Here is a 15,438-nt window from a genome sequence, read left to right as displayed (position 1 = left end):
TCGGTCTTGGTTTGTTGATCGAGTGTAGGCAGAGAACAGGTCACTCGAGGCGAAATGTGGCGCGGATTTGTGGCGCAGATCCCACGCTGATTCACGCCCTGTTACAGATCGAGCCATCCCGCGTGGGGCAGGTCTTGATCTTCATCAGCCGCTGCGCATACGATATATGAAACGATAAACATTATCATTTGCGCATCATCACAAAGCAGCTTTTTTCAGGTCAGATCATGCACACCGACTCCGTAGTGGTTTCCCTCGCACAGCTTCCCTATGGGCAATGCGCCCAGGTGGTCGATTTCGATGGCGGACGCGCCATGGTGCAGCGCATGGTCATGCTCGGTATCCGCCGTGGCGTGCCGCTGTGCGTGGTGCACGGCCCCGGGCCGCGGGGCACGGTGGTGCAGGTGGGCGGTGCGCGCATTGCGCTGGGGCGGGGCGTGACCGACAAAATCCGCGTGATGCCTATCGTGGCTTCGGCGGCCGCGGCGTCTGCGGTGCATCAAAAGGCTGCGGCATGAGCGCGTGTCACGATCCAGATTGCGCCGTTTCCCCCGAAGCAGACGCCGGCCTGCCGGTGATCGCTCTGGCGGGCAACCCCAATTGCGGCAAGACCACCATTTTCAACCTGCTCACCGGGGCGCATCAGCATGTGGGCAACTGGCCCGGCGTCACGGTGGAGCAGCGCCGGGGAACGGCCTCCGCGGCGGGGCTGAAGCTTTCGGTGATCGATCTTCCGGGCGTGTACAGCCTGCTGGGCGGGGGCGGCGCCGATCAGGGCGTGGCGCGCAACTTTTTGCTCGATGAACGGGTGGATCTCATTGTCAACATCGTCGATGCCTCCAACCTCGAACGCCATCTGGCGCTGACCTTCGAACTGCTCGAAACCGGCAAGCCGCTGATCCTCGCGCTCAATATGGTGGACGAGGCGCAGGCGCTGGGGCTGGAGCCGCAAGTGCATGCGCTCTCAAAGCAACTCGGCGTGCCCGTGGTGCCGCTGGTGGCGCGAAAAGGCCGTGGCCGCGCAGAACTGCTCGACACCATACGGGGCGCCCTGCAACAAAAGCCCAGCGCCTTGATGCCGACCTACCCGCCCGAGGTCGAACAGGCGATCGACCAAGTCGGCGCCCAACTTGCCGTGCCCTCGTCGCCACGGCGTCGCTTCGATGCGCTGCGGCTGCTCGAAGGGCTGGTGGTGTCGCCCTCGGTCGAGGTACAGGCCGGCGTGGCGGCGGCGCAGGCGCAGGTGCTCGCCCAAGCTGGCGAAGAAGTGGCCGATCTGGTTGCGGCCGCCCGTTTTGGCTGGGCGCACCAGCTTGCGGCCATTGCCATGCAGCGCACCGGCAAGATGGGGGTGCGTCACCGCGTGACCGATGTGCTCGACCGCTTGGTGCTCAATGAATGGCTGGGCGTGCCGGTGTTTTTGCTGGTGCTGTATCTGGTGTTCGTGGTGAGCTTTAGCGGCGGCAATATTTTTCTCGACTTTTTCGATCAGGCCTCGTCGGCGCTGCTCATCGGCGGGGTGGGGCATGTGATGCTGCAGGCCGGGCTGCCCGACTGGATGGTGTCGATGATCGCTGGCGGCGTGGGCGGAGGGCTCAACCTGGTCATCTCGTTCATCCCGCCCATCGGCCTCACCTTTCTGTTCCTCGCGTTTCTCGACGACTCGGGCTATATGGCGCGCGCCGCCTATGCGATGGATCGCTTCATGCGCCGCATGGGCCTGCCCGGCAACTCGCTGGTGCCCATGGTCATCGGCTTTGGTTGCAATGTGCCGGCCATCATGGGCTCGCGCATCATCGAAGACCCGCGCGGCCGCCTGCTTACGGTGCTGATGCAGCCCTTCATGTCGTGCTCGGCGCGGCTGACCATCTATATGGCGTTCGCCGTGGTGTTTTTCCGCAGCACCGGCGGGCAGGTGGTGTTTCTGCTGTATGTGCTGGGCATCGTGGTGGCGCTGCTCACCGCGTGGATGCTGGGCAAGACGGCCATTCGGGGTGAGCCCATGCCCTTTGTCATGGAGCTGCCGCCCTATCGTCTGCCCAGCCTGCGCAGCGTTGGGCTGCAGGCCTGGCAGCGGTTGAAGGTGTTCATTTTCCGCGTCGGCAAGGTGATCGTGGTCATCGGGGTGGTGCTGTTCGTGCTGCCCGGCATCGGCTGGACGGCCAAGGGCTTGCAGGCGACCGACATCGATCACTCCTTGCTCGCTCAGGGCAGCCGGGCCATTGCGCCGGTGTTCGAGCCCATGGGCATTACCCGGGAGAACTGGCCCGCGGTGTCGGGCCTGCTGGCGGGCGCAGCCGCCAAAGAGATCGTGATCGGCACGCTCAACGGCATTTATCAGCGGCAGCAGGCCTCCGACTTGATGGCGGCTTACCGCCAGCCTGATGTGGGCGCCAAGTTGTGGGAGGCTGCCAAGACCATTCCCGAAAACGCCGTGGCCTTTTTCGGCAGCTTCCTCGATCCGCTGGGCTTGCACGATCTGCAGTCCACCAACGCGACCGAGCAGGCCAGCGGCGCCAGCAACGAAACCCTCGCCGGGCTGGCGGCTGCCTTCACCCCGCTGTCGGCCTTCGCCTATCTGGTGTTCGTCTTGCTGTACGTGCCCTGCGCCAGCACCATGGGGGCGCTGCGTCGTGAGGTGGGCTGGGGCTGGATGGTGTTTTCCGTGCTTTACGGCATTGGTATCGCCTGGGCCGCGGCCACGGTGATCTATCAGATCGGCACGTTTGCGCAGCATCCCCCATCGTCCGCCCTTTGGGTGGCCGCTTGCGTTGCCGCCTTTGTGCTGCTGGTGCTGGGCCTGCGCCAATACGGCGACCGCACCGAGCGCCGCGTGGCAACGCAGGGGCTGGAGAGCCTGGTATGAACCCGCTGTTCGCCGTGCGCGATTGCCTGCGCGACAAGCAGCTTGCCAGCGCCGCCGAGATTGCGGCCTGCGTGCAGGTTTCTGCGTCAGTTGCCGAAGACATGCTGGCGCACTGGGTGCAGCGCGGGCTGGTCGAGCGGATCGATGCGCAGGGCAGCGCCTGTGGCAGCGGCTCCTGCGGGAGTTGTGGCCAATGCGGCACCCGCAAAACCGCGGCAGCGCTCTACCAGTGGCGCGGTCTGCAGGCCGCCGCTGCATCCCCGGCAAAAGCCCCGGTGTTGATGCTGCGTTCTGCCTGAACTTGGGCGGTTTTGCACGCACGGGGTTTTGCCGGGCGGCCTAAGCTAGCGTTCTTTACCTCACGGAGAAGAACGCCATGCACAACCCTATGCTTTATCGCCGTCTTGGCCGCAGCGGCCTGCAGGTCAGCCTGTTCTCGCTCGGCTCCTGGGTGACGTTTCACAATCAGGTCGATGCTTCGGGCGTGCGCGAGATGATGGCCGCCGCGCGCGATGCGGGAATCAATTTTTTTGACAATGCCGAGGTCTATGCCAATGGCGAAAGCGAGCGACTGATGGGTGAGGCGCTGGCCCAGCTCAAGTGGCACCGGCTCGACTATGTGGTGTCGAGCAAGTTTTTCTGGGGGCTCGACGCGGGCACGGCCGAGAAACCGCGCATCAATGGCCGCAACACCCTGAACCGCAAGTATCTGTTGCAGGCGGTCGATGGCAGCCTCAAGCGCTTGGGGCTGGATTTCATCGACCTAATCTTCTGCCATCGCCCCGATCCGCACACCCCCATCGAAGAAACCGTCTGGGCGCTGCACAACGTCATCGAGCAGGGCAAGGCGCTGTACTGGGGCACCAGCGAGTGGAGCGCCGACGAGATTCGCGCCGCCTACGAGGTGGCCGAGCGGCACCATCTGCACAAGCCGGTGATGGAACAGCCGCAATATCACCTGTTCCACCGCAAGCGGGTGCAGCAGGAGTACGTCCGGCTCTACGACGATATCGGCCTGGGACTCACGACCTGGAGCCCGCTGGCGTCTGGCCTGCTGACGGGCAAATATCGCCAGGGCATCCCCGCAGGCAGCCGGGGCGCGATGCAGAACGTGAGTTTTTTGCGCGACGGCCTGCTCGACGCGCGAAATAATGCCGCGGTGGGCGAGCTCGAAGCCATCGCCCAGCAGCTCGACTGCAGCGTGGCGCAACTGGCGCTGGCCTGGGTGGCGCACAACCCGCGGGTGAGCTCAGTCATTCTGGGGGCTTCGAAGTTGTCGCAACTGCAGGAGAACCTGGGCGCACTAAGCGTGCTGCCCAAGCTCACGCCAGAAGTGCTGGCGCAAATGGACGCCATTTCCGCGCCGCTGGCGGTCTGATCGGTTAGGGCCTGTCAACGCTATTGATGCCCCCGCGTTGCCCCCAGATGGGGATGGATGCAAGGCGGAGGTGCGAGGCAAGGCTGGTCGCCTTGCCTCGCACCGACAACGCCGCAGACGCCCCGTCTGGGGGCAACCCTTCGGGCCGGGAGTCTGGGCGGCGCACTGCCACGTTGCAGTCCGCTTGTGGTGCAACACACCACGGCGCGGCCTGCGCCTCGCATTGCCTCCGCCCAGACCACCGGCGTGGGTGCATAAATAGCGTTGACAGGCCCTAACGACGCAAAGCGCCCCGCAGGTTTCAGGGTGCCGTTGCACGCTCCAGTGCAGCTAACCAGTGCAGCGCCTGTTCGCGGCTGTCGCCGCACATCTCGGCGCTGGGCTGCAGTCCGCCGCAGCAGGATGGACGCTCGGGCCTGCCGAAAATGGCGCAGCGCAGATCAGCGGTGAGTTGCACGCAGGGCGTGCTCGCTGGTTTGCCCTGCGGCATTCCGGGAATCGGGCTGCTGATCGACGGCGCGATGCAGCATGCCGCGCAGCCGGGGCGGCAGGCGTGGCCGGGCTCCGCGGCTGGTGGCATCAACCAAACAACTTCTTGGTGATTTCCGCGACATGCTTGCCCTGGTAGCGGGCAATGTCGAGCTCGTTGGCGCTGGGCTGGCGGCTGCCGTCGCCTTTGCTCAGGGTGGTGGCGCCGTAAGGCGTGCCGCCGGTGACTTCTTCCATCTGGGTCAGTCCGGCGCAGGCGTAGGGCACGCCAACGACCACCATCCCGTGATGGAACAGGGTGGTGTGGAAGGACGTGATGGTGGTTTCCTGCCCGCCGTGCTGGGTGGCGGTGCTGGCAAACACGCTGCCCACCTTGCCTACCAGCTTGCCTTGCTGCCACAGTGCGCCGGTCTGATCAAGAAAGTTGCGCATCTGGCCGCACATATTGCCGAATCGCGTGGGCGTGCCGAAGATCACCGCGTCGTAGTCCGCCAGGTCGGCGGGCTGGGCAATGGGCGCGGCCTGATCGGTCTTGGCATGGATGGCAGCCGCGGTTTCCGCCGGCATGGTTTCGGGTACGCGCTTGATGTCCACGCTGCAGCCCGGCACGCTGCGCGCGCCTTCGGCCACGGCATGCGCCATGGTTTCCACATGACCCCAGGTGCTGTAATACAAAACAAGAATCTTTGCCATTTTCGATGTCCTTTTAGATGACTTTCAGATGAATCAGGGAGCAGGCCAAAGTGGCGCTGTGAGTCCTATTGTGGTTGAGTTGTCTCGTTTTTGCAGGACAGGGCTTTGTGTTGCGGCATGCCGACATGAAATCGCCATGACTGTCATCAAACTGTGATGTGGGTGGGATAAAACCGGGCATCTTTCCCGCACTTCGCCCCATGCTTTCTCTCGTACAACCCCAGATCGGCTATCTCGCCATCCTGCTCGACCGGCTGCTTTCGCATGGCGAGCTGCGCGTGGAGTTTCAGCCGGTGTTCGATCTGCGGGGTCAGTCGATCCACGCCTTTGAGGCGCTGGCGCGCGGACCGCAGGGCTCGCCGCTGGAGCGACCGGATGCGCTGTTTCAGACCGCGCGGGAGAACGGGCGCTTGTACGAGCTTGATGCCCTGTGCGTGCGCACGAGTTTAGAGACGTTCGCCCGCTTGAATTTGCCGGGGCAGTTGTTCATCAACGTCACGCAGACCTTGCTCGATTCGGGCTGGCTGGGCAGCTCGGCCGCGCTCGATTTGTTGCAAAGACTGGGCTTGCCGCCGTCGCGCATCGTGTTCGAGTTGCTGGAAAGCGATGATCTGCTGAAAGACGGCGTGGGCATGGAGCAGGCCGAACATCTGCACCGCCTCGGCTTTGCGCTGGCGCTGGACGACATGGGGCGGGGTTTCGGCCGCTTTGAAGCTTGGCAGCGCCTGCATCCGCGCTATCTCAAGATCGACCGGGCGTTCTGCGCCGGGCTGGCCGATGATGCGATCAAGGCCGCGTTCGTGCGCTCGATGTTGCTCATGGCCGAGGCCAGCCGCTCCTGGGTCGTGGCCGAGGGCGTGGAGTCGGCCCGCGATCTGCGCGTGCTGCGCGAAATCGGCGTGCAGTTGGCGCAGGGCTTTGTGTTGGAGCGGCCGTCTGCCGCGCCGTCGCGTGAAATGCGCCCGGCGCAACGGGGCTTGATCGAGGCGGCTCAACCCGAGTTGTACCCGCTGGCTTCGCGCGGCAGCGTGGAACAGTCGGCGCTCGGCCTGGCGCGCCCGATCGCTCCGGTGCAGCCGCAAGTACGGCTGGAAGAGGTGCTGCGCCGCTTCGACGCCCAGCCCGATCTGATGTCGATTCCCGTGGTCGATGCGAACGGGCGCGCCCTGGGCATTCTCAACCGCTATGTGCTGGCCGACCGGCTCTGGCGCCCGCATGTACGCGACCTGCTGGGCAACAAACCCTGCGCCCAGGTGATGAGCGCCGACGTGCTCAAGCTCGATGTGAGCAGCAGTCTGCACCAGGCCAGCCAGTTGATCGCCGATGCCAGCTTTCGCCACGCCACCGAGGGCGTGCTGGTCACCGAGCAGGGCGACTATCGCGGCCTGTTGCTGGTGGGCGATCTGCTGCGGCTGGTCAACGAGTTCCAGATCCAGACTGCGCGCTATGCCAACCCGCTGACGCTGCTGCCGGGCAATGTGCCCATCAACGAACAGATCGATCGCCTGCTGGCCTCGGGGCAGTCTTTCGTGGCGGCGTATGGCGATATCGACCACTTCAAGCCGTTCAACGATGTGTTTGGCTACCGGCTCGGCGACGAGGTCATTGTGCTGCTGGCCGATCTGCTGCGGGCGCGCTTTGGGCGGCCGGGCGATTTTGTCGGCCACATCGGCGGGGATGATTTCATCGTGGTGAGCGCCGAGCCCGATGCCGTCGAGCGTCTGCAGACCATTCCGCAGGAATTCGCCGCCGAGATGCCGCGCTTCTTCAATGCGGATCAACGTGAGCGCGGCGGATACGAGGCCGTCAACCGCCGAGGCGAAGCGCAGTGGTTCGGATTTCCCACCGTGTCCTTCGGCGTGCTGACTTTGGCTTCGGGGCAGGTGGAATCGCACCGCGAAGCCTCGGCCCTTCTGGTCGAGCTGAAAAAAGTGGCCAAGGCGCAGGCCTACGACCGGGTGTTTATCGACCGGCGGCAGTACGGCCCGCAGGTCGGAGTGCAAGTGCCGCCCGCCTTGAGGTGAACATGAGCAGCGCGGCAACCGACCCTCGCAGCATTCCGGCGCGGCTCAATCTGTTGCTCGCGGTCTTGGCGCTGACGATGTCGGGCTGGCTGTGGATCGCTCTGCCGCTGCTGCTGCCCGCGCTGCCTGCTTTGGGCTGGAGCCTGCTGATCGTGGTGCTGGCGACCACTTTTTACTGGTCTTTGCTGCACGAAGGCATCCACGCCGTGCTGCTTCCCGACCGGCGCCTGAACGACGCGCTTTCGCGCCTGCTGGCCATCGGCTTTCCGGCGCCGTTTGCGGTGCTGCGGTTCGGGCATCTCAAGCACCACCAGTTCAACCGCACCGCCATCGACCGCAGCGAAGTGTTCGATCCGGCCTTGACCACGCGCAGCGCGGCCGCCTGGCGTTATTACCCGCAACTGCTCATCGGCCTGTATGCCAGCGAAGTGGCCGCGCTGCTGCTGGTGTGGTTGCCGCCGGCCTGGCTGCTGCGGCTGGCACAGCGTCTGCCGGCCGAGCCCGGTCTGCCGTCGCTGGCGCAGAGTCTGGAGCGGCAACTGCTCAAGCCCGACACCCTGCGCGCCATGCGTCTGGACAGCCTGATGTCAATGGCGCTGATGACGTGCAGCGTCTGGCTCTACGGCACGCACGCCTGGATGCTGCTGCTGGCGCTGCTGGGCCGGGGGCTGCTGATTTCGCTCACCGACAACGCCTATCACTATGCGACCCCGCTGCACGCCCCCGGCGATGATGTGCGACAGGCGCGCCAGCTCGATCTGCCGCGCTGGGCCTCGGCGCTGATTCTGCACTTCAACTATCACGCCACCCATCACCGCCACCCGGCGCTGCCCTGGAGCAAATTGCCCGCGGCGGCGAGTGCGCAAGACCGGCAGTTTGCCCAGCCCTATGTGCGTGCGCTGCTGCGCCAGTTGCGTGGCCCGATTGCGCTCAAGGAAACGCCGGGCCGCCCCAAGTTTTCTTGTCCACCTCGCAGCTTGCAAGCTGCTCGGATTCGGCTCCGTCCAAGCTGCCGCAGGGCAGCTTGGAGCCGCGGGCCTCATCCCCCACGGGGGTCGGCGAGCCGACCCTGGGGGCGCTGAGCAGGCGTTGCCGCGAAACCGCGTTCACACGCCCTGATCTCCCGGCGCTACGCTGAATTGCTCGGCCAGAAAGTCGAGCAGCGCCCGCACTGCGGGCAGCAGCCCGCGGCGCGATGCGAACACGGCGTGAATGATCTCGGGCCGTGGAGCCCAGCTGGGCAGCACATGGGTGAGTTGGCCGCTGGCAAGCTGCGCCTGCACCATCATCAACGGCAGCTGCACGATGCCCGCGCCCGCCACCGCGGCCTCGCGCAGCGCGGGCATGCTCGACGACACCAGGCGCGGTTGATGCCGAACTGCGGCCTGCGCGCCTTCAGGGCCGTGCAGATCCCAGGTCTGTGTGATGCCGAGCTGGCTGCTCAGAGCCAGGCTGGGCAGCCCGGACAGGCTGGCCGGGGTCTGCGGCATATGCGTGCGGGCGAGCAGGGCGGGGCTGGCCACCAGTACCTGCACCCGCTCGGCAAGTGTTCGCAGCACCAGATCGCTGTCGTCGAGCGGCGGGGGGCGAACGCGCAGGGCCACGTCGATGCCTTCAGCCACTACGTCCACGCGCCGGTTGGTGGCGTCAAGCTGCAACTGCACCTGCGGATAGCGCACCAGGAAGGCCGCGACCATGCCCCCGACTTGCGCATCGAGCAGGGCGACGGGGCAGGTCAGGCGCACTGCACCGCAGGGCTCGGCGTGGGTGCGGGCTATGGCTTCTTCGGCCGCATCGGCTTCGACCAGCATGGCCTTGCAATGGGTGTAGTAAGTCTGTCCGAGTTCGGTGACCACGAAGCTGCGGGTCGAGCGCTGGATCAGCCTTGCGCCCAGTTGCGTCTCCAGTCGCGCCAAGCGACGGCTCAGTTTCGATTTCGGCAGGCCGAGCGCACGTCCGGCGGGTGCGAAACCCCCGTGTTCCACCACTTGGACAAAGTAATACAGATCATTCAAGTCGCGCATCGGTTTATTGTTCCATTTGTAGAACGATGAAGGCAAAATTTGCGACTACCGAACGTATCGTTCCACCCATATTCTTTAGCCATCGCGGGGCTGGGCCCCGGCTTACAGGAGAAACAGCGTGAAAACCCTTCAAGGCATTTACAGCAACCCGCGCCAGCATTGGGTTGGCGACGGCTTTCCGGTGCGTTCACTGTTCAGCTACAGCAGCCACGGCGTGCAGCTCAGCCCCTTCCTGCTGCTCGACTACGCCGGGCCGACGCAGTTCGCGCCCGGCACGCAGCCGCGCGGCGTGGGCGAACACCCGCATCGGGGTTTCGAGACCGTGACCATCGTCTATCAGGGCGAGGTAGACCATCGCGACTCGACCGGGGCCGGCGGGCATATCGGCCCGGGCGACGTGCAGTGGATGACGGCCGCAGGCGGCATCCTGCATGACGAGTTCCATTCCCAGGCGTTCACCGAGCGAGGCGGCACGCTGGAGATGGTGCAGCTCTGGGTCAACCTGCCCGCCAAGGACAAGATGTCGCCGCCCGGCTATCAGACCTTGTTGAACGCCGACATTCCCGACGTGGCCTTGCCCGACGCAGTAGGGCGGGTGCGTGTGATCGCCGGGACGTATGCCGACCACCGCGGCCCCGCACGCACGTTCACGCCGATGGACGTGTGGGACGCGCGGCTCAACGCGGGCGCACAGACCCGCTTCGACATCGCCGCGGGGCGCACGCTGGCGCTGGTGGTGCTGCACGGCGCGGTGAAGGTGAACGGCGATGCGGTGGTGCGCTCGGCACAGTTCGGCTTGCTCAGCCGTGAAGGCGACGGCATGCTGGTCGAGGCCGAGGACGACGCCACGCTGCTGTTGCTCAGCGGCGAGCCGATCGACGAGCCCATCGTCGGCTACGGTCCGTTTGTGATGAACACGCAAGCCGAGATTCATCAGGCGATGCAAGACTTCAACAGCGGCCGTTTCGGCCAGATTGCGGCGTAAGCGATCGAGTTGGCGGGGCTACGCCTATACTGTGCCTGAGCTTGTCGGAGCGCCGGGCGAAATTCCCGGCTGAGACTGCGTAACGCAGAATCCGCTGAACCTGATCGGGCTAGGAAGTGCGCCGCGAGTGCGCTTCCAACCTGCGGAGGGAACAAGGCGCCGGTGCGACGGCAGGCATTCATCCATCCCCGGAGGAACCATGTCTGCACTGCCCGAATCCCGCTACAAGGTCGATGCCCCTGAGCTGACCGAGCGCATCACCCGTACCCCCTTCGCCGCGTCCAGCAAGATTTATGTGCAGGGCAGCCGTGCCGACCTTCGCGTGCCCATGCGCGAGATCAAGCTGGCCGATACCCCAGCGGTATTTGGCGTGGAAAAAAATCCGCCCTTCGCGGTCTATGACACCTCAGGGCCCTACACCGATCCGCAGGTGAGCATCGACCTGGCGCGCGGCCTGCCCGCGCTGCGCTCGCCGTGGATTGCCGAGCGCGGTGACACCGAGCGACTGCCCGCCTTCAGCTCCGACACCACGCGCCGCCACAACGCCGACGCGGGTCTGGATGCGGTGCGCTTTCCGCAGTTGCCGCTGCCGCGCCGCGCCAAGGCCGGCGCCAACGTCAGCCAGATGCACTACGCGCGCAAGGGCATCATCACGCCCGAGATGGAGTTCATCGCCATTCGGGAGAATCAGCGGCAGGAAGAAATGCTCGATGCCGGACGGCTGAAGCAGCACCCCGGCCAGCATTTTGGCGCGAACATTCAATCGCGCATCACACCGGAATTCGTGCGCGATGAAGTGGCGCGCGGCCGTGCCATCATCCCCAACAACATCAACCACCCGGAGAGCGAACCGATGATCATCGGCCGCAACTTCCTGGTGAAAATCAACGCCAATATCGGCAACTCGGCTACCACGTCGAGCATTGCCGAAGAGGTGGAAAAAATGGTCTGGTCCATCCGCTGGGGCGCCGACACGGTGATGGATCTGAGCACGGGCAAACACATTCACGAGACCCGTGAGTGGATTCTGCGCAACTCGCCCGTGCCCATCGGCACCGTGCCGATCTACCAGGCGCTGGAGAAAGTCGGCGGCGTGGCCGAAGACCTCACCTGGGAGCTGTTCCGCGACACCCTCATCGAGCAGGCCGAGCAGGGCGTGGACTACTTCACCATCCACGCCGGGGTGCGTCTGCCCTTCATTCCGCTGAGCGCCAAACGTGTCACCGGCATCGTTTCGCGCGGCGGCTCGATCATGGCCAAGTGGTGCCTGGCGCATCACAAGGAGAGCTTTCTGTACGAACACTTCGAGGATATCTGCGACATCATGAAGGCCTACGACGTGGCGTTCTCGCTGGGTGACGGCCTGCGTCCTGGCAGTATTGCCGATGCCAACGACGAAGCGCAGTTCGCCGAGCTCGACACCCTGGGCGAACTCACGCAGATCGCCTGGAAGCACGACGTGCAGACCATGATCGAAGGCCCTGGCCATGTGCCCATGCAGCTCATCAAGGAAAACATGGACAGGCAGTTGGAGAAGTGCGGCGAGGCGCCTTTCTACACGCTCGGCCCGCTGACCACCGACATCGCGCCCGGCTACGACCACATTACCAGCGCCATCGGCGCGGCGATGATCGGCTGGTACGGCACCGCGATGCTCTGCTACGTCACGCCCAAGGAGCACCTAGGCCTGCCCGACAAGCAGGACGTGCGCGACGGCATCGTCACCTACAAGATCGCCGCGCACGCGGCCGATCTGGCCAAGGGCCATCCCGGCGCGCAGGCGCGCGACAACGCGCTCTCCAAGGCGCGCTTCGAGTTCCGCTGGGACGACCAGTTCAACCTCGGCCTCGATCCGGAAAAGGCCAAGGAGTTTCACGATGAAACCCTGCCGAAAGACGCCTTCAAGACGGCGCATTTCTGCTCCATGTGCGGGCCGAAGTTCTGCTCCATGAAGATCACGCAGGAAGTGCGCGAGTACGCCGCCAAACAGGGCGTGGATGCAGAGCAGGCCGTCGAGGTGGGCATGGCGGAAATGTCAGCCGAATTCCGCGCGGGAGGCAGCGAGGTCTATGTGCACGCCCCGCTGCCGGGCCGCCCCAAGGCGGGGCGTGCCCCCTCGGGGGGCGGCGAAGGCGGAGCCGCAGCAGGGGGGGCGTTGACTCCGTTGCCGGGTTCGCGGGCTCCTGCGCCGCAACAGCAGGAGAACTGAAGACATGACGCGGACTGCTGAAGTGGTGATCGCGGGGGCCGGGCTTGCTGGTCGCCTGCTGGCGTGGCGTCTGCTCAGTGCAGGCGTGCCGGTCACCCTGGTCGATGCACGCGGCCGCGATGATCGCGACCATGCGGCCGGGGTGGCTGCCGCCATGCTGGCGCCCTATGCCGAGCTGGTGGTGGGCGATGCCGATCTGTTCGCGCTCGGCGAGCAGTCTTTGGCGATCTGGCCGCAATGGCTGGCCACGCTGCAGGCGCAGACCGGGCAGGCGGTGGACTTTCACCACGAGGGCTCGCTGGTGGTCGCGCACGCGCCCGACTACCCCGGTCTGGCGCACTATGCCGACCTCATCCGCTACCGCCTGCCTGCCGACAAACGCGACGCGGTGCAAAGCCTGGACGGACCGGGCATCGCCGAACTGGAGCCCGAATTTGCCGGACGTTTCAGCCGCGGTCTTTGGCTGCCGCTCGAAGGCCAACTCGACAACGGGCAATTGCTGCAAGCCCTGCAAGCCGCCATCGAGCAGGCCATGGCGCGCGTGGGCGGGCAGTGGCTCGATCGCACCACTGTGCAAAGCGTGCAGGCCCGATCGGTACACACCACCGACGGCACGCTGATCGAGGCCGATGCGGTGGTGGACTGCCGCGGCGTGAACGCGGCTTGGCCGGGCGTGCGCGGCGTGCGCGGCGAAGTGCTCACTGTGACTTGCCCGGCGGTGAGCCTGCGCCGTCCGGTGCGGCTGATCCATCCGCGCTACATGCTCTACATCGTGCCGCGCAGCGAAGGGCGCTTCATCATCGGCGCGACCGAACTGGAGTCGCAGGACACCGGGCCGATCACCGTGCGCTCCATGCTCGAACTCGCCAGCGCGCTCTACAGCGTGCATCCGGCGTTTGGCGAAGCGCGCATCACCCGCGTGGCCACCAGCCTGCGCCCCGCAACCGACGACCATCAACCCGTGTGGGCGCAGCGCGAGGGAGTCTGGCAATTGAACGGCTTCTATCGCCACGGCTATCTCGTGGCTCCGGCGATGGTGCAGCGGGCCGAGCGCGATCTGTTGGCTCAGCTGCGCTCGCAGACCGTGGAGTCTCTTGGATGAACACCCCCACCAATCTTCAAATCTCTTCGGGCCTGTCGTTGCAAATCAACGGCGAGCCCGTGCAAACTTCCAGCGCCACGCTGGCCGACCTGCTCACCGAGCGCGGCTACGACGCCACACAGGCTTTGGCTTGCGCGGTGAATCGGCATTTCGTGCCGCGCACCCTTTGGGCGCAACAGATCCTGCAGCCGGGCGACGCCATCGAAGTGGTCAGCCCCGTGGTGGGAGGATGAAATGGATCTCGCCAACATGAATCAGACGGCTTCTCCCGCGCTACCCCACTGCGCCGTGCTGAGCCAGCCCGACCCTTTGCAGGTTGGCGGCGTCAGCCTGAACAGCCGCCTGTTTCTGGGCACCGCGCGTTATCCGGCGCCCAGCGTGCTCGCCGGGGCCGTGCAGGCCGCGCAGGTGGAGGTGCTCACCGTGTCGTTGCGCCGCCTCGCTCCAGAAAGTCAGTCCGGGCAGGCGTGGTGGCAGCGCATCCGTGAGATGGGGCGGCATCTGCTGCCCAACACCGCCGGTTGTCACTCTGCGGAAGAAGCCATCACCCTGGCGCAGATGGCGCGCGAAATTTTCGGCACCCACTGGATCAAGCTCGAAGTCATCGGCGACGACTACACCCTGCAGCCCGATCCCTGGGGCACCGTGGCCGCCGCGCAAACTCTGGTGCGTGAAGGCTTCGCCGTGTTCGCCTACACCACCGACGATCTAGTCACTGCACTCAAGCTGCGTGACGTCGGGGTCGCCGCCATCATGCCCTGGGCCGCGCCCATCGGCACCGGCGCCGGGCCGCGCAACCTGCCCGCGCTGCGCACCCTGCGCGAGCGCCTGCCCGACAGCGTGCTGGTGGTCGATGCCGGCATCGGCGCACCCCACCATGCGGCGCAGGTGATGGAACTGGGCTATGACGCTGTGCTGGTGAACACCGCAGTGGCCGAGGCCGGCGACCCGGTGGCGATGGCCCGCGCTTTTACACTGAGCGTGCAGGCCGGCCGCTTGGCCCACCGCGCGCTGCCCATGCGCACGCGCGAAGTGGCGCAAGCCTCCACGCCCATGGTGGGCGTGCCGTTTTGGCATCAGGGGAGTTGAGCGCGTGAAAAAAGGACGTCTGGAAGCCTTCAGCGATGGCGTGTTCGCCATCATCATCACCATCATGGTGCTGGAATTGAAAGTGCCGCACGGCGAGCATCTTGACGCTCTGCTGCCGCTGTGGCCGGTCTTTCTCAGCTATGTGCTCAGCTTTGTCTATGTGGGCATTTACTGGAACAACCACCATCATCTGTTCCAGGCGTGCGACCGGGTTTCGGGCGCGGTCTTGTGGGCCAACCTGCACCTGCTGTTCTGGCTCTCGCTATTCCCTTTCGTCACCGGCTGGCTGGGGGAAAACCACTTTGCCGCGCTGCCTGCTGCGGTGTACGGCATCGTGCTGCTGATGGCTGCGATGGCCTATTGGATTCTGCAAAACACGCTGATCGCCGCGGAAGGCGAGCGATCGGTGCTGCGGCGCGCCTTGGGCCAGGACTGGAAGGGCAAGCTCTCGCCAGTGCTCTACCTTGCAGGCATCGTGGTCAGTTTTTGGCAGGCCGGGGCGGCGCTTGCGTTTTATGTAGGGGTGGCGCTGCTCTGGCTGGTTCCTGACCGGCGGATTGAAAAAACGCTGCGCTAAGG

15 protein-coding genes and 1 riboswitch are annotated in these 15,438 nt (G+C 65.3%); of the genes, 12 read left to right on the top strand and 3 right to left on the bottom strand.

Features of this window, described 5'->3' with window-relative positions; translation table 11 throughout:
• Positions 1-227 precede the first annotated feature (227 nt).
• The 4 genes from BIO17B3_RS01825 to BIO17B3_RS01810 all read left to right on the top strand — a co-directional run bounded on the left by BIO17B3_RS01825 (position 228) and on the right by BIO17B3_RS01810 (position 4,244).
• The gene (locus tag BIO17B3_RS01825; protein WP_156052779.1) at positions 228-518 is read left to right on the top strand and encodes a FeoA domain-containing protein; all 291 of its coding nucleotides are present in this window, start codon (positions 228-230) and stop codon (positions 516-518) included.
• Entirely contained in the window at positions 515-2,866 is a 2,352-nt protein-coding gene (feoB, locus tag BIO17B3_RS01820) for a Fe(2+) transporter permease subunit FeoB (protein WP_172979065.1), read from the top strand. The genes BIO17B3_RS01825 and feoB overlap by 4 nt, the downstream gene beginning before the upstream one ends.
• Entirely contained in the window at positions 2,863-3,165 is a 303-nt protein-coding gene (locus BIO17B3_RS01815) for a FeoC-like transcriptional regulator (protein WP_156052778.1), read from the top strand. Before feoB ends, BIO17B3_RS01815 begins: the two co-directional genes overlap by 4 nt.
• A gap of 89 nt (positions 3,166-3,254) precedes the next feature.
• A complete protein-coding gene (locus tag BIO17B3_RS01810) occupies positions 3,255-4,244 on the top strand; it encodes an aldo/keto reductase (protein ID WP_156055203.1) in 990 nt (329 codons plus the stop codon).
• A gap of 301 nt (positions 4,245-4,545) precedes the next feature.
• On the opposite strand, the gene BIO17B3_RS01805 is transcribed toward BIO17B3_RS01810, so the two are convergent.
• Entirely contained in the window at positions 4,546-4,824 is a 279-nt protein-coding gene (locus BIO17B3_RS01805; RefSeq protein ID WP_156052777.1) for a YkgJ family cysteine cluster protein, read from the bottom strand.
• Positions 4,824-5,426, bottom strand: a complete 603-nt coding sequence (gene wrbA, locus BIO17B3_RS01800) for an NAD(P)H:quinone oxidoreductase (protein WP_013122925.1) — start codon at positions 5,424-5,426, stop codon at positions 4,824-4,826. The genes BIO17B3_RS01805 and wrbA overlap by 1 nt, the downstream gene beginning before the upstream one ends.
• A gap of 200 nt (positions 5,427-5,626) precedes the next feature.
• On the opposite strand from wrbA, the gene BIO17B3_RS01795 reads away from it, so the two are divergent.
• Together BIO17B3_RS01795 and BIO17B3_RS01790 are read left to right on the top strand one after the other, a co-directional pair.
• The gene (locus BIO17B3_RS01795) at positions 5,627-7,450 is read left to right on the top strand and encodes a bifunctional diguanylate cyclase/phosphodiesterase (protein WP_156052776.1); all 1,824 of its coding nucleotides are present in this window, start codon (positions 5,627-5,629) and stop codon (positions 7,448-7,450) included.
• A gap of 2 nt (positions 7,451-7,452) precedes the next feature.
• Positions 7,453-8,532, top strand: coding sequence for a fatty acid desaturase (locus tag BIO17B3_RS01790; protein WP_232054154.1), 1,080 nt, complete (start codon positions 7,453-7,455; stop codon positions 8,530-8,532).
• A 24-nt stretch (positions 8,533-8,556) separates the two neighbouring features.
• On the opposite strand, the gene BIO17B3_RS01785 is transcribed toward BIO17B3_RS01790, so the two are convergent.
• Positions 8,557-9,474, bottom strand: coding sequence for a LysR family transcriptional regulator (locus BIO17B3_RS01785; protein ID WP_156052775.1), 918 nt, complete (start codon positions 9,472-9,474; stop codon positions 8,557-8,559).
• Positions 9,475-9,592: 118 nt separating this feature from the next.
• Here BIO17B3_RS01785 and BIO17B3_RS01780 point away from each other — a divergent pair, with 118 nt between their 5' ends.
• From BIO17B3_RS01780 to BIO17B3_RS01755, 6 genes are all read left to right on the top strand, one after another.
• Positions 9,593-10,459, top strand: a complete 867-nt coding sequence (locus BIO17B3_RS01780) for a pirin family protein (protein ID WP_156052774.1) — start codon at positions 9,593-9,595, stop codon at positions 10,457-10,459.
• A 35-nt stretch (positions 10,460-10,494) separates the two neighbouring features.
• Positions 10,495-10,627: riboswitch (TPP riboswitch) on the top strand.
• Positions 10,628-10,658: 31 nt separating this feature from the next.
• A complete protein-coding gene (thiC, locus tag BIO17B3_RS01775) occupies positions 10,659-12,668 on the top strand; it encodes a phosphomethylpyrimidine synthase ThiC (protein WP_156052773.1) in 2,010 nt (669 codons plus the stop codon).
• A 4-nt stretch (positions 12,669-12,672) separates the two neighbouring features.
• On the top strand, positions 12,673-13,770 hold the full coding sequence (gene thiO, locus BIO17B3_RS01770; protein ID WP_156052772.1) for a glycine oxidase ThiO: 1,098 nt from the start codon (positions 12,673-12,675) through the stop codon (positions 13,768-13,770).
• Entirely contained in the window at positions 13,767-14,003 is a 237-nt protein-coding gene (gene thiS, locus BIO17B3_RS01765; RefSeq protein WP_156052771.1) for a sulfur carrier protein ThiS, read from the top strand. Before thiO ends, thiS begins: the two co-directional genes overlap by 4 nt.
• A 1-nt stretch (position 14,004) precedes the next feature.
• The gene (locus BIO17B3_RS01760) at positions 14,005-14,859 is read left to right on the top strand and encodes a thiazole synthase (protein WP_156052770.1); all 855 of its coding nucleotides are present in this window, start codon (positions 14,005-14,007) and stop codon (positions 14,857-14,859) included.
• Positions 14,860-14,863: 4 nt separating this feature from the next.
• Positions 14,864-15,436, top strand: coding sequence for a TMEM175 family protein (locus BIO17B3_RS01755; RefSeq protein ID WP_013122934.1), 573 nt, complete (start codon positions 14,864-14,866; stop codon positions 15,434-15,436).
• Positions 15,437-15,438: the final 2 nt, after the last annotated feature.

Source organism: Thiomonas sp. OC7, from assembly GCF_900634595.1.
In the GTDB taxonomy this organism is placed as follows: Bacteria; Pseudomonadota; Gammaproteobacteria; order Burkholderiales; family Burkholderiaceae_C; genus Thiomonas; species Thiomonas arsenitoxydans.
This window is presented reverse-complemented; position numbering and strand designations above follow the sequence as displayed.

Excerpts from the sequence above, each read along its gene's own strand:
- BIO17B3_RS01785 (WP_156052775.1), bottom strand. The coding sequence starts at position 9,474 with ATGCGCGACTTGAATGATCTGTATTACTTTGTCCAAGTGGTGGAACAC.
- BIO17B3_RS01805 (WP_156052777.1), bottom strand. The coding sequence starts at position 4,824 with ATGCCACCAGCCGCGGAGCCCGGCCACGCCTGCCGCCCCGGCTGCGCG.
- thiC (WP_156052773.1), top strand. The coding sequence starts at position 10,659 with ATGTCTGCACTGCCCGAATCCCGCTACAAGGTCGATGCCCCTGAGCTG.
- thiS (WP_156052771.1), top strand. The coding sequence starts at position 13,767 with ATGAACACCCCCACCAATCTTCAAATCTCTTCGGGCCTGTCGTTGCAA.
- BIO17B3_RS01795 (WP_156052776.1), top strand. The coding sequence starts at position 5,627 with ATGCTTTCTCTCGTACAACCCCAGATCGGCTATCTCGCCATCCTGCTC.
- BIO17B3_RS01810 (WP_156055203.1), top strand. The coding sequence starts at position 3,255 with ATGCTTTATCGCCGTCTTGGCCGCAGCGGCCTGCAGGTCAGCCTGTTC.
- thiO (WP_156052772.1), top strand. The coding sequence starts at position 12,673 with ATGACGCGGACTGCTGAAGTGGTGATCGCGGGGGCCGGGCTTGCTGGT.
- BIO17B3_RS01815 (WP_156052778.1), top strand. The coding sequence starts at position 2,863 with ATGAACCCGCTGTTCGCCGTGCGCGATTGCCTGCGCGACAAGCAGCTT.
- BIO17B3_RS01760 (WP_156052770.1), top strand. The coding sequence starts at position 14,005 with ATGGATCTCGCCAACATGAATCAGACGGCTTCTCCCGCGCTACCCCAC.
- BIO17B3_RS01825 (WP_156052779.1), top strand. The coding sequence starts at position 228 with ATGCACACCGACTCCGTAGTGGTTTCCCTCGCACAGCTTCCCTATGGG.
- BIO17B3_RS01790 (WP_232054154.1), top strand. The coding sequence starts at position 7,453 with ATGAGCAGCGCGGCAACCGACCCTCGCAGCATTCCGGCGCGGCTCAAT.
- feoB (WP_172979065.1), top strand. The coding sequence starts at position 515 with ATGAGCGCGTGTCACGATCCAGATTGCGCCGTTTCCCCCGAAGCAGAC.
- wrbA (WP_013122925.1), bottom strand. The coding sequence starts at position 5,426 with ATGGCAAAGATTCTTGTTTTGTATTACAGCACCTGGGGTCATGTGGAA.